The sequence below is a fragment of the Collinsella sp. wc0583 genome (assembly GCF_046116915.1).
Lineage (GTDB): Bacteria > Actinomycetota > Coriobacteriia > Coriobacteriales > Coriobacteriaceae > Collinsella.
Genome location: NZ_JBJXBN010000002.1, coordinates 19,458 through 36,404, shown reverse-complemented (window position 1 = coordinate 36,404; position 16,947 = coordinate 19,458). Strand labels below are relative to the sequence as shown.

Genomic DNA, 16,947 nt, shown 5'->3' with positions numbered 1-16,947 from the left:
CAGCGCTAGATGCGAACCGGCATGACCAGGTACAGATAGTTGATCTTGTCGTAGGACTTAAAGATACCCGCCTGCGAGTAGCTCTTGAGCTCCAGCGTGATCTCCTTCTCCTTGGATAGGGCATTGAGGCAGCCAAAGATGTAGTGGTAGTTAAAGGCGATGGTGCCCGACTCGCCCTCGGCCTCGACATCGATTGTCTCCTGCGCCAGATCCTGGTCATTGGAGATGGAGGACAGGCCCATCTGGCCGTTCTCGACATCGATCTCGAACTTGACTGCGGGGTTCGCGCTCGCGATGACCGCCACGCGCTTGAGGGCGGCATTAAAAGCCGCCACGTCGATCTTGACGCTCGTCACGCACGAATCGGGGATGAGCTGCTTGTAGTTGGGGTACACGCCCTCGATACGGCGCGACACGTAGGTGGTGTTGCCGGCCTCAAAGACAACCTGGGTGTCGGTGGCGCCGATCATGATGGTCGCCTGGCTGGCCATGATGCTCAGGGCGTCGTTGAAGGCGTCGGCCGGAACGTTGAGCTCAAAGGACCCCTCGAGCGTCGAGGTCTCGACCTGGGTGTCGCATACAGCCAGACGGAAGGAGTCGGTTGCCACCAGGCGCACGGTGTTGTTCTCGACCTTCATGTGCACGCCTCCCAGGACGGGGCGGGCCTTATCAGTCGAAGTGACGCGCCACACGCGGCTGACCATCTCGGACAGGATATCGGTCGGGAGCTCCACCGCACTTTCGATGGCATAGGCGGGGAACTCGGGGAAATCGTTGGCGTCGAGCGTGTTGAGGCGGAAGGAGCTCTTCTCGCATCCGATCAGCACCTGACGCTCCGAGAGCTCAAAGGTAACCGGGGCGTCGGGAAGGGTCTTCGTAATGTTCGAGAGCATCTTGCAGGGAATCACCATCTCGCCCTCTTCTTCGACATGCGCGGCAATGCGATGACGAATCGAGATGGTGTAGTTAGAGGTTTGGAATTCCAAGATGCCGTCCTGCGCCTTAACGAGCACGCCCGACAGGATGGGAAGGGTAGATGCCGAAGCGACGCCTTTCATAACGACGCCAATGGCTTGCGTGAGCGAGCTTTGGCTGACGGTAAACTTCATCTTTTAATACCTTTCTATAGATATAAATATCTTAATAATAGTAATAGCACTGACGAAACTGTTGATTACTCCCAAAAGCGCTGGTCAACCCCAAAAAGAGAATCGACAGCAACCTGTGCGCAACCGACCGTGTTTTCCACGTTCAAAACCTGCGGAAAACTTTTCGTCGCCTTGGGGCGAGTTTTAGACACGTTATGCCCGGCGTTTCGACAAGTTTTCAACAGGTGTCTCTATTTCCCTACGAGCGCAGTGTAATTCTATCTCGCAGCGATTTGAGATCCTCGGTTATGGTGCGGTCTTCCTGAATCATCTTCTGAACCTTTTTATAGCTCGTACTGACGGTTGAGTGGTTGCGGTTGCCAAACTCCGCGCCCACCGCCGTAGTCGTCATCTCGCACATCTCGATGGCCAGATATATGGCGATATGGCGGGCTTTGGCTATGTTGGCGTTGCGGCGCGGGCCGATGAGCTCCTCGTGCGTCACGCCGTACTGCTCTTCAATGACAGACTGGACCGTCTGCACGTTGATCTTTTTGGCCGACGTATCGAAGTACTGACTTGCGATGGCGTCGATGTCGTCGAAACTGAGCTCGCTGCCCTCGCGTTCGCGGTCTCCTGCCTCGCCGGCGCAGCGTTCGCAGAAGCTCTCGAGTTCGCGGATGTTGGTTCCCGAGACTTCTGCCATGTGCTTAAAGTGCTCGTCGGTCAGATGCCCACCATCGCCGCCATAGGCCGCCAGCAGCGAGTCGTCACCCGCCTCGGGTGCGGCGGCTATCGTGTTCTCGTAGTAGCGCTGCAAGATCTTGTATTTCATCTCGTAGCTGGGCTCCGCCACCAAACAGAGCATACCGGCATTAAAACGGCTGGTAAGGCGCTCGTCCATGCTCAGGTCTTTGGGCGCACGGTCGGCTGCGATGACGACTTTTTTGTTGTTGCGGATAAACTCGTCCATGAGCTGGAAGAAGTAGTCCACGCTCGCGCGCTTGCCGATGATGTTTTGAATGTCGTCGATGATGAGCACGTCCACGTCGTGGTATGCCTGCATGATGGGGGCGTTGCTCTTCTTTTGGCGGTCGAACTCCGTCATCAGGTCATCGAGGTACGCCTGTGAGTTGGCGTACTTTACCTTGATCTCGGGCGACTTTTCGGCGAGCTCGTTTTTGATGGCGAGCAGCAGATGGGTCTTGCCCAGCCCCGATTTGCCATAGATGAACAGGGATGTGCATGTGCCGCGTTCGTCCGCGAGCGCGGCAAACTTGAGGGCTGAGCGATAGGCATGGCTGTTTTCTGGGCCGTAGACAAAGTTTTCGAAGGTGAATTTCGAGTTGGCCGCGAGCGGCGCGCCGTCGGTGTTCTGCTCGATCGGTGCCGCAGCTGCGGGGACGCTCATGGGCGATGTGGAGGCTGGTTTTGCACTCTTTGCAGGCGCCTCGCCTTTCATCTGGTTCATCATGCGGCGGAAATCGTCGGCCGAAAGCGTGTTTTTGATTGCGATGCCCGAATTCTCGCCCGGTGTTGCGTCGTGCGCGATAGGCATGTGTGTGGCAGCGGACATGGGGGCCGCCGGCGTCGAGACGGTGGGCATGGTTTCACGGGAAACATCGCCGATTTGATGCTCGGGAGCCGACACTGTGGTGGTAGCTGGCGCCGCCGGGGGAACGACGGGTGCCGCGGGTGCGGCGTTATCTGCCGCGGAGCCCTGTGGTGCCACGATGTTGAGCGCAATCGGTGCAAAGGCGATCTCTTCCAGGTACGCCTCGATGGTCGGCTGATGCTTTTTGAGCTGAGCGATGGCAAATCGTGAGGGGGCCTCAATCGTCAAGGTGTCCTCGGTCAGGCTCACAGCACGCGATTGCCCCAGCATGTTGATGAGGCGCGCATCTTGGCCGTCGCGCTGACAAAAGGCGATGGCATCCCCCAGGATGATGCTTGCTTCCTCGTCCACTGTCTCTCCCGTTCCTTAATCTTGGGCCCGCACGCGAGCGCTTCCGATTTCGGTCAGATGGTATTTCTGCCCATGTTTGACTATCAAGCCCGTCTGCGCCAAATCGTTGAGCGTGCGCGACCAGGTGGGTGCAGAGTTTCCAAACGCCCGCGCCAAGTCCGTCGCGCCGCACTCTTGATGTTGGGCCAGATACCCTAATGCAGCGTTGCCGCGTTCGCTTATAAACACGTCCGACTGCGGTTGTGCGTATTGATTCGCCGCATTAGGATACATCATTTGAGCTGCTGGTTGTTGAGAACTCTGCATGGGCGGCATCTGCTGTTGAAAACTTTGCGGCCACTGTTGGTAAGGCTGCGGCGGCATCTGCTGAGTCCAGGGGTTGAGGTTTCCCTGCGGCATCTGCTGATACGGCTGCTGGTACGGCTGAGGATACTGCTGTGGATACGGCTGGGCATATCCCTGCTGCGGCATATATTGGGGAGGATACCCTTGTGGGTACGGTTGGTAGCCCATTTGCGCGACGTTTGGCATGGCCGCCGTCTGCTGCACGGCGCCTGTGTCCGGATCTGCCGAGCCTATCCCCTCCGGCATGTTTTGCACTGGGTTGCCCAGCGGTGTCTGGGGGTCTTGCATGGGAAAACTTCCAGGCTGCTGCATCTGCTGCGCCACGGGCTGCTGTGCAAACGTGCTGGATAGGGGATACGCCGGCTGCTCCGTCTCGGGGCGCACGGCGGCCCCTCGCCCTCCGGCGCGCTCGATTTCCTGTACGCGCTTGGGATTCAGGCTTACCGTGACCACGGTGCCGTTGCCCATGTTGTCCTCGATGGATACAGCGCCGCCGGCGTTTTCCAGGTACTCCTGCACCATGGGAAACCCGGCTCCGGTTCCGCGGATGTATCGTTTCATGTTGCTGTTTGCGCTGGTAACGCCAAAGTCGAACGCGCGCTCCTTGTCGTCGATCCCCGGTCCCTGGTCTGCGAATCGGATGGTGTCGCCGCCGTCTAGGATCGAGATGATGGGCTCTGCAAAGTGGGCGTGGATAAAGTTTTCGACAATCTCGCGGATAACCATGAGCGAGATGTGCCCGCCCTGTTCTTTCATGCACTGGTAGACGGTGTTGGTTGTCTCTTCCAGATAGGTGCGCACGTCCTTAGGTTCGATGACGATGACGCGCGGCGTCGACAGCATGTCGTCATAGACCGCGATGCGTGCGGCATACATGGCAGTCTGCGTTTTCGCAGCGGCCTGCTCTTCCTCGCCACGCTTTTCGCGCACGCCGGTGATGTGCTCGTTGTCGGGTGCCGGGTCTCCGGAATCGACCATGGTGTAAAAGTCGTCAGACATGCCGCTCGCAATCTTTCAAAAGGTTTCGAACAAATAGTAGCTCACCGTGCAATGTTTCTCATCTTTCGACAACTTTTCAAAACCTGTTGAAAACTTTGGAAAACAGGCGAAAAGTTCTCAACATTGCCAACATGACCTGTCGAAAACTCGATGAAATATCGTGAAAAGTTGTAATGCGGCGCAAATTTCGGTTGAGCTTATGGGGGAACCGTGTGAACTACGCAACCTTTTACCTTTGATTTCTTGACATTTGAACATTGATTTCCCTACAATCTTCAAGCTCACGTGTCTATATCTGCGTCCGCGCTCCCGCGGACACTCGAAATGCAGCAGGAGGAACTTAAGATGAAGCGTACGTATCAGCCTAATAAGCGTAAGCGTGCCAAGACCCATGGCTTCCGTGCCCGTATGGCCACCAAGGGTGGTCGTGCCGTGCTCGCCCGTCGCCGCGCCAAGGGCCGCAAGCGTCTCACTGTCTAGCAGCGATACACACATCTCGCATGAAGACTATTAAGTCTCGGCAAGATTTCGAGCATGTGTTCAGTCAGGGGCGTCGTTTCAATCACCCTCTGATTCGAATGACCATATGTGAATCGGTTGGCGAAGGCGACTCCGGAAGGGTCGCCTTCGTTGGTGCTAAACGGCTCGGTTGCGCAGTCGTGCGCAACCGTTCTAAGCGTGTGATGCGCGAGGCCGCCCGCAGCTGCGGATTTCCCGTTGCGGGTTATGACATCATCTTGTTCGCTACTCCCAAGACGAGGATCTCTTCGCCTCAGGAGATGGACAAGGCATTGCGTTCGCTTATGAAACGCGCCGGCGTTGCCGGGGAGGAGCGATGAGCAATCACGTTTTGCGACGTGTTGCCATCGCTCCTATTCGCATATATCAACAGGTTATTTCGCCCTTATTGCCTGACGCCTGCATTTATTACCCAACGTGCTCGCAATATGCCGTTCAGGCGATTGAGAAGTACGGTGTTTTGAGAGGCTGCTGGCTTGCCGTGAGGCGCATCGCTCGCTGCAATCCCCTGCACGTCGGCGGTTATGACCCTGTGCCCTAGCGGGCACTCGCTATCGGAGGAAAACTTACATGTGGGATTGGATCGTTAACATCCTTTTCGAGCTGCTCAAGCTCATCCAGACCTTTGCGGTCGACTGGGGCCTGTCCATCATCATCCTGGTGGTCATCATCCGTCTGCTGCTGACGCCGCTTATGCTCAAGTCGACCAAGTCGACGGCTCGCATGCAGGTGCTGCAGCCTAAGATGCTCGAGATCCAGGAGCGCTATGCCGACGATCCCCAGCGTCAGGCCGAGGAGATGCAGAAGTTCTACAGCGAGAACAAGTTCAACCCCATGGCTGGTTGTCTGCCGCTGTTGATCCAGATGCCTGTCCTGTTCGCCCTGTTTACGCTGCTGCGTAACCTGCCGCAGTACTTTAGCGACGGCACGTTCTCGTTCTTCAACATCCTGCCTGACCTTACCACCACGCCGAGCGCTTCTTTTGCCGATGGCTTTATGGTTGCGCTGCCTGCACTGGTTTGCCTGATTCTGTTCGCTGTCTTGACCCTGATTCCGCAGCTGTATATGTCTCGCAATCAGACCGGTCAGCAGGCCCAGAGCATGCGCATGATGGCCGTCGTCATGACCGTCATGATGCTTTGGATGGGCTGGAGCCTGCCCGTCGGCGTTCTGCTGTACTACGATGTGTCTTCTGCCTGGCAGGTTATCCAGCAGATCTTCGTGACGCAGAAGGTTATCGACAAGGCTAAGGCCGATGAGGAGGAGCGCCTCAAGAACGCTCCGCTGCAGGTCGAGGTTACCCGTCGCGAGAAGAAGCCGCGTCCGCACAAGAAGAAGTAGTGGGATAGTATTCTTATTTAGGTACCTAACTTTTGGAGTTCGTTATGTCTGAAGAGATCGTCGAGGATATGCTTGAGGAGGTTGCCCCGCGGGTCGCGGGCGATTATCCCGAGATTGCACAGCGTTACAAGGCTGGTGAAGAGCTGACCGATGAGGAGCTCGACACCATTGCCGATGTGGCTATTTCCATTCTGCGTTCCATCCTTTCGCACTTCGATGCGGCGAACTCACCCATCGATGAGTATGAGGGTGACGAGGGCGAGTTGATCCTGGACGTAACTGCTCCTGATCTTGCTGTTCTCATTGGCCGTCATGGACGTACCCTCGATGCTCTTCAAGTTATGTTCTCCCTGTTGGTGAGTCGCAAGCTTGGCTTTAGGTATCCGGTCGTCGTCGACGTCGAAGGTTATAAGAGCCGGCGACAGGACAAGGTTGCTTCTATGGCCCAGTCCGCTGCCGAGCGCGCTATTCGCACTCATAAAAGTGTTTCCTTGCCGCCTATGAATGCCTACGAACGTCGACTGGTTCATATTGCCCTTCGTGGTAACGATGCTGTCGACACGCATTCTGAGGGCTCTGACCCCGATCGCCATGTTGTGATTGTTGCTCGATAATCTTCTCGAGTCTATGCTAAGGGGACGTGGTTTCCACGTCCCCTTTTTTTGTCAAAAGTTCTCGATACACTGATTTTTGTCAGAAAGGAGTCGTCTTGTTTGTTTTAACTGATGAGCAGGCAAGCCAAATGCTGGGCCGTCTTATTTCGTATCGCAAAGACTATTCTTTGAAGGTCTCCGACGAGAGCCTTCGTGTCTGTATCAAGCATCTTGATCTTGTTCTGGAGGCCAATAAGACTACTAATCTAACGCGCATCCTGAATGTTGATGATGCAGCCGTCCTTCATATTCTGGACTCACTTGTTTTACTGCCCTATATTGATAAAGCTCCTGAAGGTGCTTTGCTTGATATGGGTACCGGTGCTGGATTTCCAGGTATTCCGTTGACTATTGCAAGTGGGCGAAAGGCTACCTATATCGATTCCGTTGGCAAGAAAGTAGATGCTGTTAACTCCTTTGTTAGTGCGCTTAGACTCAAGCATGCTTATGCCGTTCACGATCGTCTTGAGGAATATGCTCGATCCCATAAGAAGCAATTTTCAGTTGTGACCGCCCGTGCGCTCGCACCATTACCGGTTCTCGTTGAATATGCTTCTCCTTTTCTAAAAGATGGTGGTCTCTTTGTTATTACGAAGGGGAATCCATCTGATGAAGAGTTTCAATCTGGTATTGCTGCTGCAAAGATATGCGGCTTTACCACGCTTATGACGGACGACCTTGATTTGCCGAATGGTCTGGGTCACCGTGAATTTATTATCCTTAAAAAGACTCGTCATGCCTCGGTTTCTCTTCCTCGTGCTAATGGCATGGCAAAAAAGAATCCGCTTGCCTAGATGTTTCACGTGAAACATAATGGATAGTGTCGATTGTTATGTTTCACGTGAAACATAACAATCGATGCCGAATCGGATTGTTTCACGTGAAACATCCTCCATTCAACAGCTTTAAATACACCAGGAGGGACCGTGGGATTTCGCGACGTTAAGCGTTCTAAGAGTGCAAAAGACACGCGTGTCATTGCTATCATCAACCAAAAAGGCGGCGTAGGTAAGTCCACCACGGCTGTAAATCTTGCAGCAGCGTTGGGTGAACTGGGCCGAAAGACGTTAATTGTCGATTTTGACCCGCAGGGTAATAGTACGAGTGGTTTTGGAATCGAAAAAGAAGAACTCGATCACTGCATCTATGATGCATTGCTGAACGATGTTCCGGCGGAATCGCTCGTTCTTGATACAAATTGCAATAAGGTATTTGTAATCCCGGCAACTATCCAGCTTGCGGGTGCGGAAATCGAACTTGTCAGTGCGATTGCCCGTGAGACTCGCTTAAAGGATCTGCTTGAGCCTGTTCAGGATGAGTTTGATTTTATATTCATCGATTGCCCGCCATCGCTTGGTTTGCTGACCATCAATGCGTTAACAGCAGCAGACAGTGTTTTGATTCCTATTCAATGCGAATATTACGCACTCGAAGGTGTCACAAAGCTGCTTGAATCGATGAAGATGGTTAAAACACGCCTTAATAAGAGCCTTGATACTTATGGCGTGCTCATGACTATGTACGATTCGCGTACATCGCTTTCGAACCAGGTTGTGGAAGAGGTTCAATCGTATTTTGGTGACAAGGCATTCAAGACCTTGATTCCACGCACAGTTAAAATTTCAGAAGCACCCTCGTTCGGAGAGCCAGTAATTACCTATGCGCCACAGAACAAGGGCGCAAAGGCGTATATGAACCTTGCTAAAGAGGTGATTAAGCGTGCCTAGTCCTAAGAAGCGCGGCGGCTTGGGTCGTGGTCTCAATGCACTGGTCTCAGAAGCTGAATATGAGACTGGTGGATCTGCAGCGTCAGCATCAAATGCCGTTTCGGAAACTAAGCTTCCAATCGAAGACATCGTTCCGAACCCAAATCAGCCACGAATTCACTTCAACGAGACCGAGCTTCGAGAGTTGAGTGAGTCAATTCAGGAGCATGGCGTTCTTCAGCCGCTTCTTGTGCGCAAGCACGGTAATGGCTATGAGATTATCGCGGGTGAGCGCCGTTATCAGGCTTCGAAACTTGCGGGTCTTGAGGAGCTCCCCGTCATCATTAAAGATGTTGATGATGAGCAGATGCTTGCACTCGCACTGATTGAAAACCTTCAGCGCTCTGACCTTAACCCCGTCGAAGAGGCAAAGGGATATCGACAGCTCATCGATGCGAGCGGTATGACTCAAGAAGCCTTGTCAAAGGCTGTCAGCAAGTCTCGTTCCGCAATCACCAATTCGTTGCGCCTGCTTGATCTTCCAGAGGTAGTTCAGCAGATGATCTTCGAAGGCAAACTGACTGCTGGTCATGCGCGTGCAATTCTTGCGGTTCCGTATGAAGATGCGCGCATTAATCTTGCTGAGAAGGTTGTTGCAGAGGGATTGTCTGTCCGTGCGACAGAAAATCTTGCCCCACTGTTTTCTGCCGGAGAGACGCCTAAAACACCTCGCCCTGCAACGCCTCAGTCTTTTAAGAAGGCTGCACGCGTTCTGCGTCAGGTGTTTAACACGAACGTTCGCGTCAAGAGCTCGCGCGGCAAGAATAAAATCGAGATCGAGTTTAAGGATGAGGAAGAGCTGTCTCGCATTCTTGGCGAGATGATTCAATTTGACCAGGGAGATCAGGATGAAGAATAAAGTTCTGACTGCTCTTGCTTTGGCTGCAACTGTAGCGGTTGGTGCGTTTGCGGGATTTAAGATCGCAACAGACGATGAATTGCGTGGTCGTCTGCTTCGCGGAGCGCAAGATATCGTCGATACGTCCAAAAAGAAAATGGATGTTATGACTGAGGATGTCGCTATGCGTACAGCTCAGGTAACTAAGAATCCCAAGATTAATCAAGATTGGGTTAACCATCAATGGGAAAATGTAGGCTTTTAGGTACCTAACAATTACTAGCCTTTTTTAAGGGGTCCTTGTCTGAACGCCAGAACAAGGACCCCTTATTTCTTTCGAAAAAGTTGTTGAACAATCGCTCGATGCGAATTAGCGATAGATATGAAACAGCCCCGGTTGCAATTAAGCAACCGGGGCTGTTCGATGTTTCACATGAAACGTTTAGGTTGGTCTCCCCTACGCGTTCTTCTGAACCTTGAAGCGCTGCTTGAGTTGGCCGCAAGCAGCGTCGATATCGTTGCCGCGAGAGTTACGGATCGTGGTCTCAATGCCACGGGACTCAAGACGACGCTGAAGGTCTTCAACCTTATGAATCGGTGACGGTTTGAGAGGACTGCCCTCGATATCGTTGAGCTGGATCAGGTTGACGTGGCACAGCGTGCCCTCGCAGAAGTCGCAGAGCGCCTGCATCTCGGGGTTGGTGTCATTGACGCCCTCGATCATGGCGTATTCGTATGTCGGACGGCGGCCGGTCTTTTCGGTGTAGAGCTGAAGGGCCTCGTGAAGGCGCAAAAGCGTGTACTTCTTAACGCCCGGCATGAGCTTATTGCGCGTGGACTGAATGGCAGAGTGCAGCGAGACGGCGAGCGTGAACTGCTCGGGAATGTCGGCAAACTTGCGAATACCAGGAATGACGCCGCTGGTGGAGACAGTGAGATGACGTGCTCCAATACCGATTCCATCGGGGTCATTAAGAATACGCAGTGCCTTGAGGACCTCGTCGTAGTTGGCGAAAGGCTCACCCTGGCCCATGAACACGACGCTCGTCGCGCGCTCACCAAAGTCGTTGGAAACATGCAGTACCTGGTCAACGATCTCTTGAGCGGTCAGTGAGCGCTTGAGGCCGTTCAGACCGGTAGCGCAAAAAGCGCAGCCCATACCACAGCCGGCTTGGGTAGATACGCAGACAGACAGCTTGTTGCGACGAGGCATGCCGACGGTCTCGACGGAGATACCGTCGTGGTACTCGAGTAGGTATTTACGAGAGCCATCCTTAGACACCTGCTTGGCGAGCTCGGTCGGCGTGTCGAAGGCAAATGCCTCCTTCAGCTGCTCGCGGAAGGCCTTGGGAAGGTTGGTCATGTCATCAAACGAACAAACGTTCTTCTCAAAAACCCATTCGATGAGCTGCTTTGCGCGAAAAGCGGGTTGGCCGAGTTCGGCGACAAGTTCGCGAATATCGTTTTGGCTCAAGTCGCGAATGTCTTGAGATTTAGTCCTGGGATTCATGGAAGCCTTTCGATTTTGGGGAAACGTAGAGGGTATCGCTACAATATGGTATCAGCTGCAGGAATTATAGAGGAGGAGTCTGCCCATGCCGGGTAAAAGCCTAGAGAACATGCACGTAGCGGTCTTGGCGGGCGGCCATTCCGCCGAACGCGAGATTTCGCTCAATTCTGGAAAGAATGTCGTGGTGGCACTGAAGGAGGCCGGCTACACCTCGGTGGAGCTGCTCGACACCGCCGCCGATGGCTTTATGGTGACTATGGCGACCGGTGGCTTCGACGTGGCGTTTATCGCCATGCACGGCGCCGGCGGCGAGGATGGCGCCATGCAGGGGGCCATGGAGACGCTGGGTATCCCCTACACGGCGTCAGGCGTGCTCGCCAGCGCATGTGGCGCCGATAAAGAGGTTTCAAAGCTTCTGTATGCCAAGGCGGGCATCCCCATTGCCCCCGGCCTGGCGCTTGAGGCGGGCGACGAGGTCGATATCGATCGTATCGTCGAGATTTGTGGCGAGCGGTGCTTTGTAAAGCCCGCCGTCAACGGCTCCAGCTATGGCATCTCTCTGGTCCATGAGCCCTCCGAGCTACCCGCGGCAATCGCCAAGGCGTTTGAGTACGGCGACAAAGTGCTGGTCGAGAAGTGCATCGAGGGTACCGAGATTACCGTCGGCGTATACGGCGAGGATGACGTGCGCGCCCTGCCGATTGTTGAGATCCGTAAGCCCGAGGACTGCGAGTTCTACGATCTGGACGTGAAGTATGTGGACCCCACGGATATCCATCGCATTCCGGCGCAGATTTCGCCCGAGAACTATGCTCGTGCTCAGGAGCTCGCCTGTGCTGCCCATAAGGCACTCGGCTGCCTGGGTATCTCGCGCAGCGACTTTATCGTGAGCGAGGATGGCCCCGTCATCCTCGAGACCAACACGATTCCCGGCATGACCGATACGTCGCTGTATCCGGATGAGATTCGCCACACCGATGACATGACGTTCCCACAGGTCTGTGACAGTCTGATTCGTATGGGACTTCGTCGAGCGGGCGTTGCATGCTAATCGAGGACGCTGTTTCGTCGGGAACGCCGCAGTTTGTCATCGATTCCTATGCCACGCTTGCCGAGCGTGCCAAAACCCAATCGTTTGGTCTCATCGAGGAAGATGTTATCGTCCTCGATACCGAAACCACGGGTCTTTCGGTGCAGGACAATGAACTGATTGAGATCTCGGCTGCCCGTCTTTCGGGCCGCGAGATCGTCGACCGGTTCGATACCTTCGTGCACCCCAAGCAGCTGATTCCCGCCGAGATTACCGAACTCACGAGCATTACAAACGCCGATGTGGTGGATGCCCCATCGGCCGTCGATGCCGTGGCCGCTCTCGCCGATTTTGTCGGCGGCTGCCCGGTGATTGCGCATAACGCCACCTTCGACCGTTCGTTTATCGAGTCGGTCAAGGGCGGTGTCAACGTCAGCGACATCTGGATCGATTCGCTGGCACTGTCGCGCATCGCACTTCCGCGCTTGGCCTCGCACAAGCTGTCTTTTATGGCCGACTTGTTTGGGTGCGATTCGGTGTCGCATCGCGCGAACGCAGACGTTGATGCCCTGTGCGGTGTGTGGCGCGTGCTGTTGGTTGCGCTTACCGACCTGCCTTCGGGCCTTATGGCGCGCTTGGCGGACATGCACGCGGACGTGCCTTGGTCCTATCGCCCCATTTTTTCTTTTTTGGCCGGCCAGAACCCGGGTTCGATATTTTCGCTCAGCGCCGCTCGTGCTGACGTGCTCAAGGCCGATCGTGCAGACGATCGCGTTGATGCGGACGAGTTGCCGGTCCTTAAGATGCCGAGCCGTGAAGAGATCGAGGCGGATTATGCCCCCGGTGGCCTAGTCAATCGCATGTATCCCACGTACGAGCCGCGCGATGAGCAAATCGCGATGGCGCTCGAGGTCCGTGACGCGCTCGTTACGGGAACGCATCGCGTGATTGAGGCGGGGACGGGCGTCGGCAAATCGATGGCTTACCTGGTGCCTTTTGCCGAGGCCGCACGCCGCAACAACATCACGGTTGGTATCGCGACTAAATCGAATAATCTTGCCGACCAGCTCATGTATCATGAGCTGCCCAAACTTGCCGATCAGCTGGACGGAGGCTTATCGTTTTGCGCCCTCAAGGGCTATGACCACTATCCATGCTTGCGCAAGCTTGAGCGCATGAGCCGTAGCCAAGTCGAAATTACGACTAAGCGTGATCCTGCCGACACGCTTACGGCGGTCGCGGTCATCATGGCGTACGTGTGTCAGTCGGCCGATGGCGACCTCGACTCGCTCGGCATTCGTTGGCGCAGCGTCAACCGTCCCGACTTTACGACGGCCTCGCGCGAGTGCGCCCGTCGCTTATGCCCGTTTTTCCCCGATAAATGCCTGGTCCACGGCGCCCGCCGCCGCGCGGCGCATGCCGATGTGGTGGTCACCAACCATTCCCTGTTGTTCCGCAATGTTGCGGCCGAGGGCAGAATCTTGCCTCCGATTCGCCACTGGGTGATCGATGAGGCCCACTCCATCGAGCGCGAGGCGCGCCGTCAATGGGCGCGCGTGGTGTCGGCGGATGAATCGCGCGTTCTGTTTGAGCGCCTGGGTGGCTCGAGCACCGGTGCGCTGAGCCAGGTTTCCCGCGATTTGGCAACCTCGGAGGGCTCTACGCTCTACCTGGGTCTTACTGCCAAGGCGACGTCGACGGCTGCCCGCGCGAGCATGGCGATTGCCGATGTGTTCGATGGCGTGCACGAGCTTGGCCGCCGTGCCCGCGGGGGCTATGACAACGCGAATCTGTGGATTGGCCCCGAGCTGCGCGTGTCGGATGACTGGCACGATTTTTTGCAGTCGGCCCATACCGCAATTGATGCGCTGGGCCAGGCGGATAAAAGCGTAGACGCGCTGGTGCAGGCCGTCGCCGCCGATAAGCCCGAGGTCGTCGTCGACCTGGGCGACATTTCGCGCCGTCTGCACGAGTTGGTCGAGAATCTCAAGCTCATCATTGAAGGCACGGATGAGCACTACGTGTACTCGCTGCAGGTTAACCGTCGGCTGCGTGCGGGCGGGGAGTCTATGACCGCCGAGCGCATCGATATCGGCGAGGCCCTGGCGAACGAGTGGTTGCCCGAGGTGCACACGGCCATCTTCGCTTCGGCGACCATGACGGTGTCCAAGAGCTTTGAGCATTTCAACCATGCCGTCGGCCTTGATCGCATCGGTGCGTCGACATCCTCATCGCTGCACCTGGATTCGAGCTATGACTTTGACTCGAATATGGCCGTGGTCGTGGCGGGGGACATTCCCGATCCGCGCGATCGTGAGCGCTATCTGTCGGCGCTCGAGTGCGTGCTGGTCGATGCCCATCTCGCCATGGGTGGATCGGTGCTCACGCTCTTCACTAACAGGCGCGATATGGAGGATCTGTATGCCCGTGTCGAGCCCAAATTGGCGCGAGCGGGTCTGGAACTCAATTGCCAACAGCGTAACTCGTCCCCACGTCGTCTGCGCGATCGGTTTATCAACGAGCCGACTTCATCGCTCTTTGCGCTCAAGGCCTTTTGGGAGGGCTTTGACGCCAGCGGCGAGACACTGCGTTGCGTCATTATCCCCAAGCTGCCGTTCTCGAGCCCCACGGATCCTCTTTCGTGTGAGCGCAACCTGCGCGAGGACCGCGCTTGGGCGCGCTACTCGCTGCCCGAGGCGGTGCTCGAAGTCAAGCAGGCCGCCGGCCGTCTCATCCGCTCGTCGACTGATTGCGGCGTGCTCATCTTGGCAGATCCGCGCTTGGTGACAAAGGGCTACGGCAAGAAGTTCTTGACGTCGCTGCCCACGACTTCCTACCAGCGTATCGAGTCGGCGCAGATCGGTCATTATTTGCAGCTGTGGCGTGCACGCCACGAGCGACGCCGTTAAAGCGGGCAGGTCAGGCTCTTCGCCATATCGCATAGACGCTTTGCCGAGGCGGGGTCATCCAGTATGCGGATGGCTCCGCCCGCTGCGATTACCTGGCAGAACAGCCAGTGCTCTGACCCATAACGCACGGTCACCGTCGCCATGTCTGCCCCGTTTGGCTCAATCGACATGATGCCGGCCCAGTCTAGGCGCTCTGCCATGTCGAGCGGCATGAGGAGTTTTGCGCTCTGCTCCGCTTGGGAAAGGGATTCGTGGAGGGACAAGGACGCGGATGTGTGGCGCTCCACAGAATCGTCGGTAAGGGCAAGGCCTTCGATTTTGTCCATGCGGTAGGAGCGCTGCGCATCAACTTCGACATCCCAGGCAATCAGATATGTTTGGTCGCCATGCGTCGCGATGCGCAGGGGGTCGATGAGACGCTCACGCGGCCGTGTGTCGTCCATCGAACGGTAGATGATGCGGCATCGAACGCCGTCTTGAATCGCGCAGTTCAGCTGTTGCCAGTGCGATCCTCGGGCAACGGTATCGACGACGCGCTGGTTGTAGCCGAGTTTCTCGGGTAGGAGGGCGTGTCGGATACGCTCTGCTGCCCGAGAGTCGATTCCCATCGATTCGAGTTCGTGGTTGAGCACGGCACCTTCGGCGGCACTTAGGCGCAAGGGCAGCACACGCCCCGCATCGCCTGTCAGGATGATGCACTCGCCGTGGCGTTCGCAGATGATGCGTGCGCCCGACTCACGGTCAGCGAGGGTCGAGACGATATCGATAATTTCGTCGAGCGCCGCACCCGTGATATCAAAACGGCTGCAGATATCCCCTCGTGTCATACCGGTCTCACCGGCAGCGTAGAGGGCCTCCATGATGTCAATCGCACGCGAGAGCCTTTGCTCGCTGGTGAGTTTACGCGCGGGCATGCTCGTGCACCGTCCTTTCGATGAGGTGGTTCCACGCCAGTTTAAGTGCATCGGGGGCAACGGGTCTCATGCCGTCCATGGCGTGCTCCATACAAAACGAGGCAGCGGCATTAAGGTCGCGCACGCCGACGGTCCAGGTCCAACCCTCTTCGGTGTGCGTGAGCTCCCCGCGACCGCGCGTTAGGCCGCTGACCATGTCGGCCTGGGCTTGCGGGGCAAACGAAAAGGTCGCCATAACGGGCTTGCAATCGGCAAAATCAAACTCGAAGAACAGGCGATCGTTCAGGTTAAAGTCGGCGGGGATGGAGTAGGCCTTCGAGGGGCGCCATGCGCGAACGATACGGTCGCAGCGAAACGTCCTGATTTCATCGGTGGCGTTGTCGAGTCCGCAAAAATACGCCACACCCTCGTGCTCAAACATGCCGTATACGCAGACGGTGCGCTCTTTTTGCTCCCCGTGCCCGTTTTGATACAAAAAGCGCAGTGCGCAGCGTTCGGCGAAAGCGCTCCACACCGCAGCGACGGCGGGTAAGCGACGGGCGGGAGGCTCTTCTGCGGTCGATGCGCCGGTGAGGTAGGCGATCTTGGAGCGTATGTCTGCAAGCGGCGTGGCAAACGCGGCCGAACCGGTCGCAAGGGTCTGGTCGATAGCGTCGAGCAAGATGTCCGCGTCGTCTGCGGTGATGAGGCCACCGGCCGCAAACGTGTGCTCGCGATCGATGGTCCACGCGCTTTCTTCGGTTTCTTGGGCGCCTGCTGCGCGAACTTCCTTGATCGTGATTCCGCGTTCGAGGAGTTTTTCGCGATCGCGGCGAAACTTGCGCTTGTCCGAGTCGATATTGCCCGACCCATAGCCAAGATCGGAATCCAGGACAATTTGCTCTGTGGTCAATGGCTCGGGAGAGCTGTTGAGGACAAAGAACAGATTGAGGATGCGCTGGGCGGTCTTGTCGAAACCGGGTTCCGGCGCCCCATTTTTATTCGTTACGGTTGTATCGCTTGCCGTCATAGAATCCTCGCATGGGAAGGTGTTTGATGCCATGATTTTAGTCCGATATGGAGATTAGGC

Annotated in this window: 17 protein-coding genes; 11 read left to right on the top strand and 6 right to left on the bottom strand. The window is 56.1% G+C overall.

Going from position 1 to position 16,947, the window contains the following annotated elements; all coding sequences use genetic code 11:
- Positions 1 to 5 precede the first annotated feature (5 nt).
- The 3 genes from dnaN to ACKUUJ_RS01880 form a co-directional block, all read right to left on the bottom strand.
- The gene (gene dnaN, locus ACKUUJ_RS01890; RefSeq protein WP_409064477.1) at positions 6 to 1,109 is read right to left on the bottom strand and encodes a DNA polymerase III subunit beta; all 1,104 of its coding nucleotides are present in this window, start codon (positions 1,107 to 1,109) and stop codon (positions 6 to 8) included.
- Positions 1,110 to 1,347: 238 nt separating this feature from the next.
- On the bottom strand, positions 1,348 to 3,054 hold the full coding sequence (locus ACKUUJ_RS01885; protein WP_409064476.1) for a DnaA ATPase domain-containing protein: 1,707 nt from the start codon (positions 3,052 to 3,054) through the stop codon (positions 1,348 to 1,350).
- A 15-nt stretch (positions 3,055 to 3,069) separates the two neighbouring features.
- Positions 3,070 to 4,398 carry an ATP-binding protein gene (locus ACKUUJ_RS01880; RefSeq protein WP_409064475.1) on the bottom strand — a complete coding sequence of 443 codons (1,329 nt, stop codon included), beginning with the start codon at positions 4,396 to 4,398 and terminating at the stop codon, positions 3,070 to 3,072.
- A 345-nt stretch (positions 4,399 to 4,743) separates the two neighbouring features.
- Between ACKUUJ_RS01880 and rpmH the strand changes: the two genes are divergently transcribed.
- The 9 genes from rpmH (at position 4,744) to ACKUUJ_RS01835 (ending at position 9,780) form a co-directional block, all read left to right on the top strand.
- The gene (gene rpmH, locus ACKUUJ_RS01875; protein ID WP_019127408.1) at positions 4,744 to 4,878 is read left to right on the top strand and encodes a 50S ribosomal protein L34; all 135 of its coding nucleotides are present in this window, start codon (positions 4,744 to 4,746) and stop codon (positions 4,876 to 4,878) included.
- 20 nt (positions 4,879 to 4,898) lie between these two features.
- Complete coding sequence (gene rnpA, locus ACKUUJ_RS01870; protein WP_117716212.1) at positions 4,899 to 5,237, top strand: ribonuclease P protein component; 339 nt, start codon at positions 4,899 to 4,901, stop codon at positions 5,235 to 5,237.
- Complete coding sequence (gene yidD, locus ACKUUJ_RS01865; protein WP_022093804.1) at positions 5,234 to 5,458, top strand: membrane protein insertion efficiency factor YidD; 225 nt, start codon at positions 5,234 to 5,236, stop codon at positions 5,456 to 5,458. The genes rnpA and yidD overlap by 4 nt, the downstream gene beginning before the upstream one ends.
- A 29-nt stretch (positions 5,459 to 5,487) precedes the next feature.
- Entirely contained in the window at positions 5,488 to 6,258 is a 771-nt protein-coding gene (locus ACKUUJ_RS01860; RefSeq protein ID WP_349124843.1) for a YidC/Oxa1 family membrane protein insertase, read from the top strand.
- 44 nt (positions 6,259 to 6,302) lie between these two features.
- Entirely contained in the window at positions 6,303 to 6,872 is a 570-nt protein-coding gene (locus ACKUUJ_RS01855; RefSeq protein ID WP_349124844.1) for a R3H domain-containing nucleic acid-binding protein, read from the top strand.
- 95 nt (positions 6,873 to 6,967) lie between these two features.
- Complete coding sequence (gene rsmG, locus ACKUUJ_RS01850; RefSeq protein WP_409064474.1) at positions 6,968 to 7,705, top strand: 16S rRNA (guanine(527)-N(7))-methyltransferase RsmG; 738 nt, start codon at positions 6,968 to 6,970, stop codon at positions 7,703 to 7,705.
- A 132-nt stretch (positions 7,706 to 7,837) separates the two neighbouring features.
- Positions 7,838 to 8,638 carry a ParA family protein gene (locus tag ACKUUJ_RS01845; protein WP_390399330.1) on the top strand — a complete coding sequence of 267 codons (801 nt, stop codon included), beginning with the start codon at positions 7,838 to 7,840 and terminating at the stop codon, positions 8,636 to 8,638.
- Positions 8,639 to 8,657: 19 nt separating this feature from the next.
- Positions 8,658 to 9,536: a ParB/RepB/Spo0J family partition protein gene (locus ACKUUJ_RS01840; protein ID WP_409064473.1), complete on the top strand. Its 879-nt coding sequence runs from the start codon at positions 8,658 to 8,660 to the stop codon at positions 9,534 to 9,536.
- Complete coding sequence (locus ACKUUJ_RS01835) at positions 9,526 to 9,780, top strand: hypothetical protein (RefSeq protein ID WP_390399328.1); 255 nt, start codon at positions 9,526 to 9,528, stop codon at positions 9,778 to 9,780. The genes ACKUUJ_RS01840 and ACKUUJ_RS01835 overlap by 11 nt, the downstream gene beginning before the upstream one ends.
- Before the next feature lie 192 nt (positions 9,781 to 9,972).
- Here ACKUUJ_RS01835 and rlmN read toward each other — a convergent pair whose 3' ends face one another.
- Positions 9,973 to 11,025 carry a 23S rRNA (adenine(2503)-C(2))-methyltransferase RlmN gene (gene rlmN, locus ACKUUJ_RS01830; protein ID WP_390399326.1) on the bottom strand — a complete coding sequence of 351 codons (1,053 nt, stop codon included), beginning with the start codon at positions 11,023 to 11,025 and terminating at the stop codon, positions 9,973 to 9,975.
- Between the two features lie 85 nt (positions 11,026 to 11,110).
- Here rlmN and ACKUUJ_RS01825 point away from each other — a divergent pair, with 85 nt between their 5' ends.
- Both ACKUUJ_RS01825 and ACKUUJ_RS01820 read left to right on the top strand, forming a co-directional pair.
- Positions 11,111 to 12,076, top strand: a complete 966-nt coding sequence (locus ACKUUJ_RS01825; RefSeq protein ID WP_409064472.1) for a D-alanine--D-alanine ligase — start codon at positions 11,111 to 11,113, stop codon at positions 12,074 to 12,076.
- Positions 12,070 to 14,964: a helicase C-terminal domain-containing protein gene (locus tag ACKUUJ_RS01820; RefSeq protein WP_409064471.1), complete on the top strand. Its 2,895-nt coding sequence runs from the start codon at positions 12,070 to 12,072 to the stop codon at positions 14,962 to 14,964. The genes ACKUUJ_RS01825 and ACKUUJ_RS01820 overlap by 7 nt, the downstream gene beginning before the upstream one ends.
- Here ACKUUJ_RS01820 and ACKUUJ_RS01815 read toward each other — a convergent pair.
- A complete protein-coding gene (locus ACKUUJ_RS01815; RefSeq protein WP_409064470.1) occupies positions 14,961 to 15,878 on the bottom strand; it encodes a helix-turn-helix transcriptional regulator in 918 nt (305 codons plus the stop codon). The two genes, ACKUUJ_RS01820 and ACKUUJ_RS01815, sit on opposite strands and share 4 nt — an antisense overlap.
- Positions 15,865 to 16,920 carry a helix-turn-helix transcriptional regulator gene (locus ACKUUJ_RS01810; protein ID WP_409064469.1) on the bottom strand — a complete coding sequence of 352 codons (1,056 nt, stop codon included), beginning with the start codon at positions 16,918 to 16,920 and terminating at the stop codon, positions 15,865 to 15,867. Before ACKUUJ_RS01810 ends, ACKUUJ_RS01815 begins: the two co-directional genes overlap by 14 nt.
- Positions 16,921 to 16,947 lie beyond the last annotated feature (27 nt).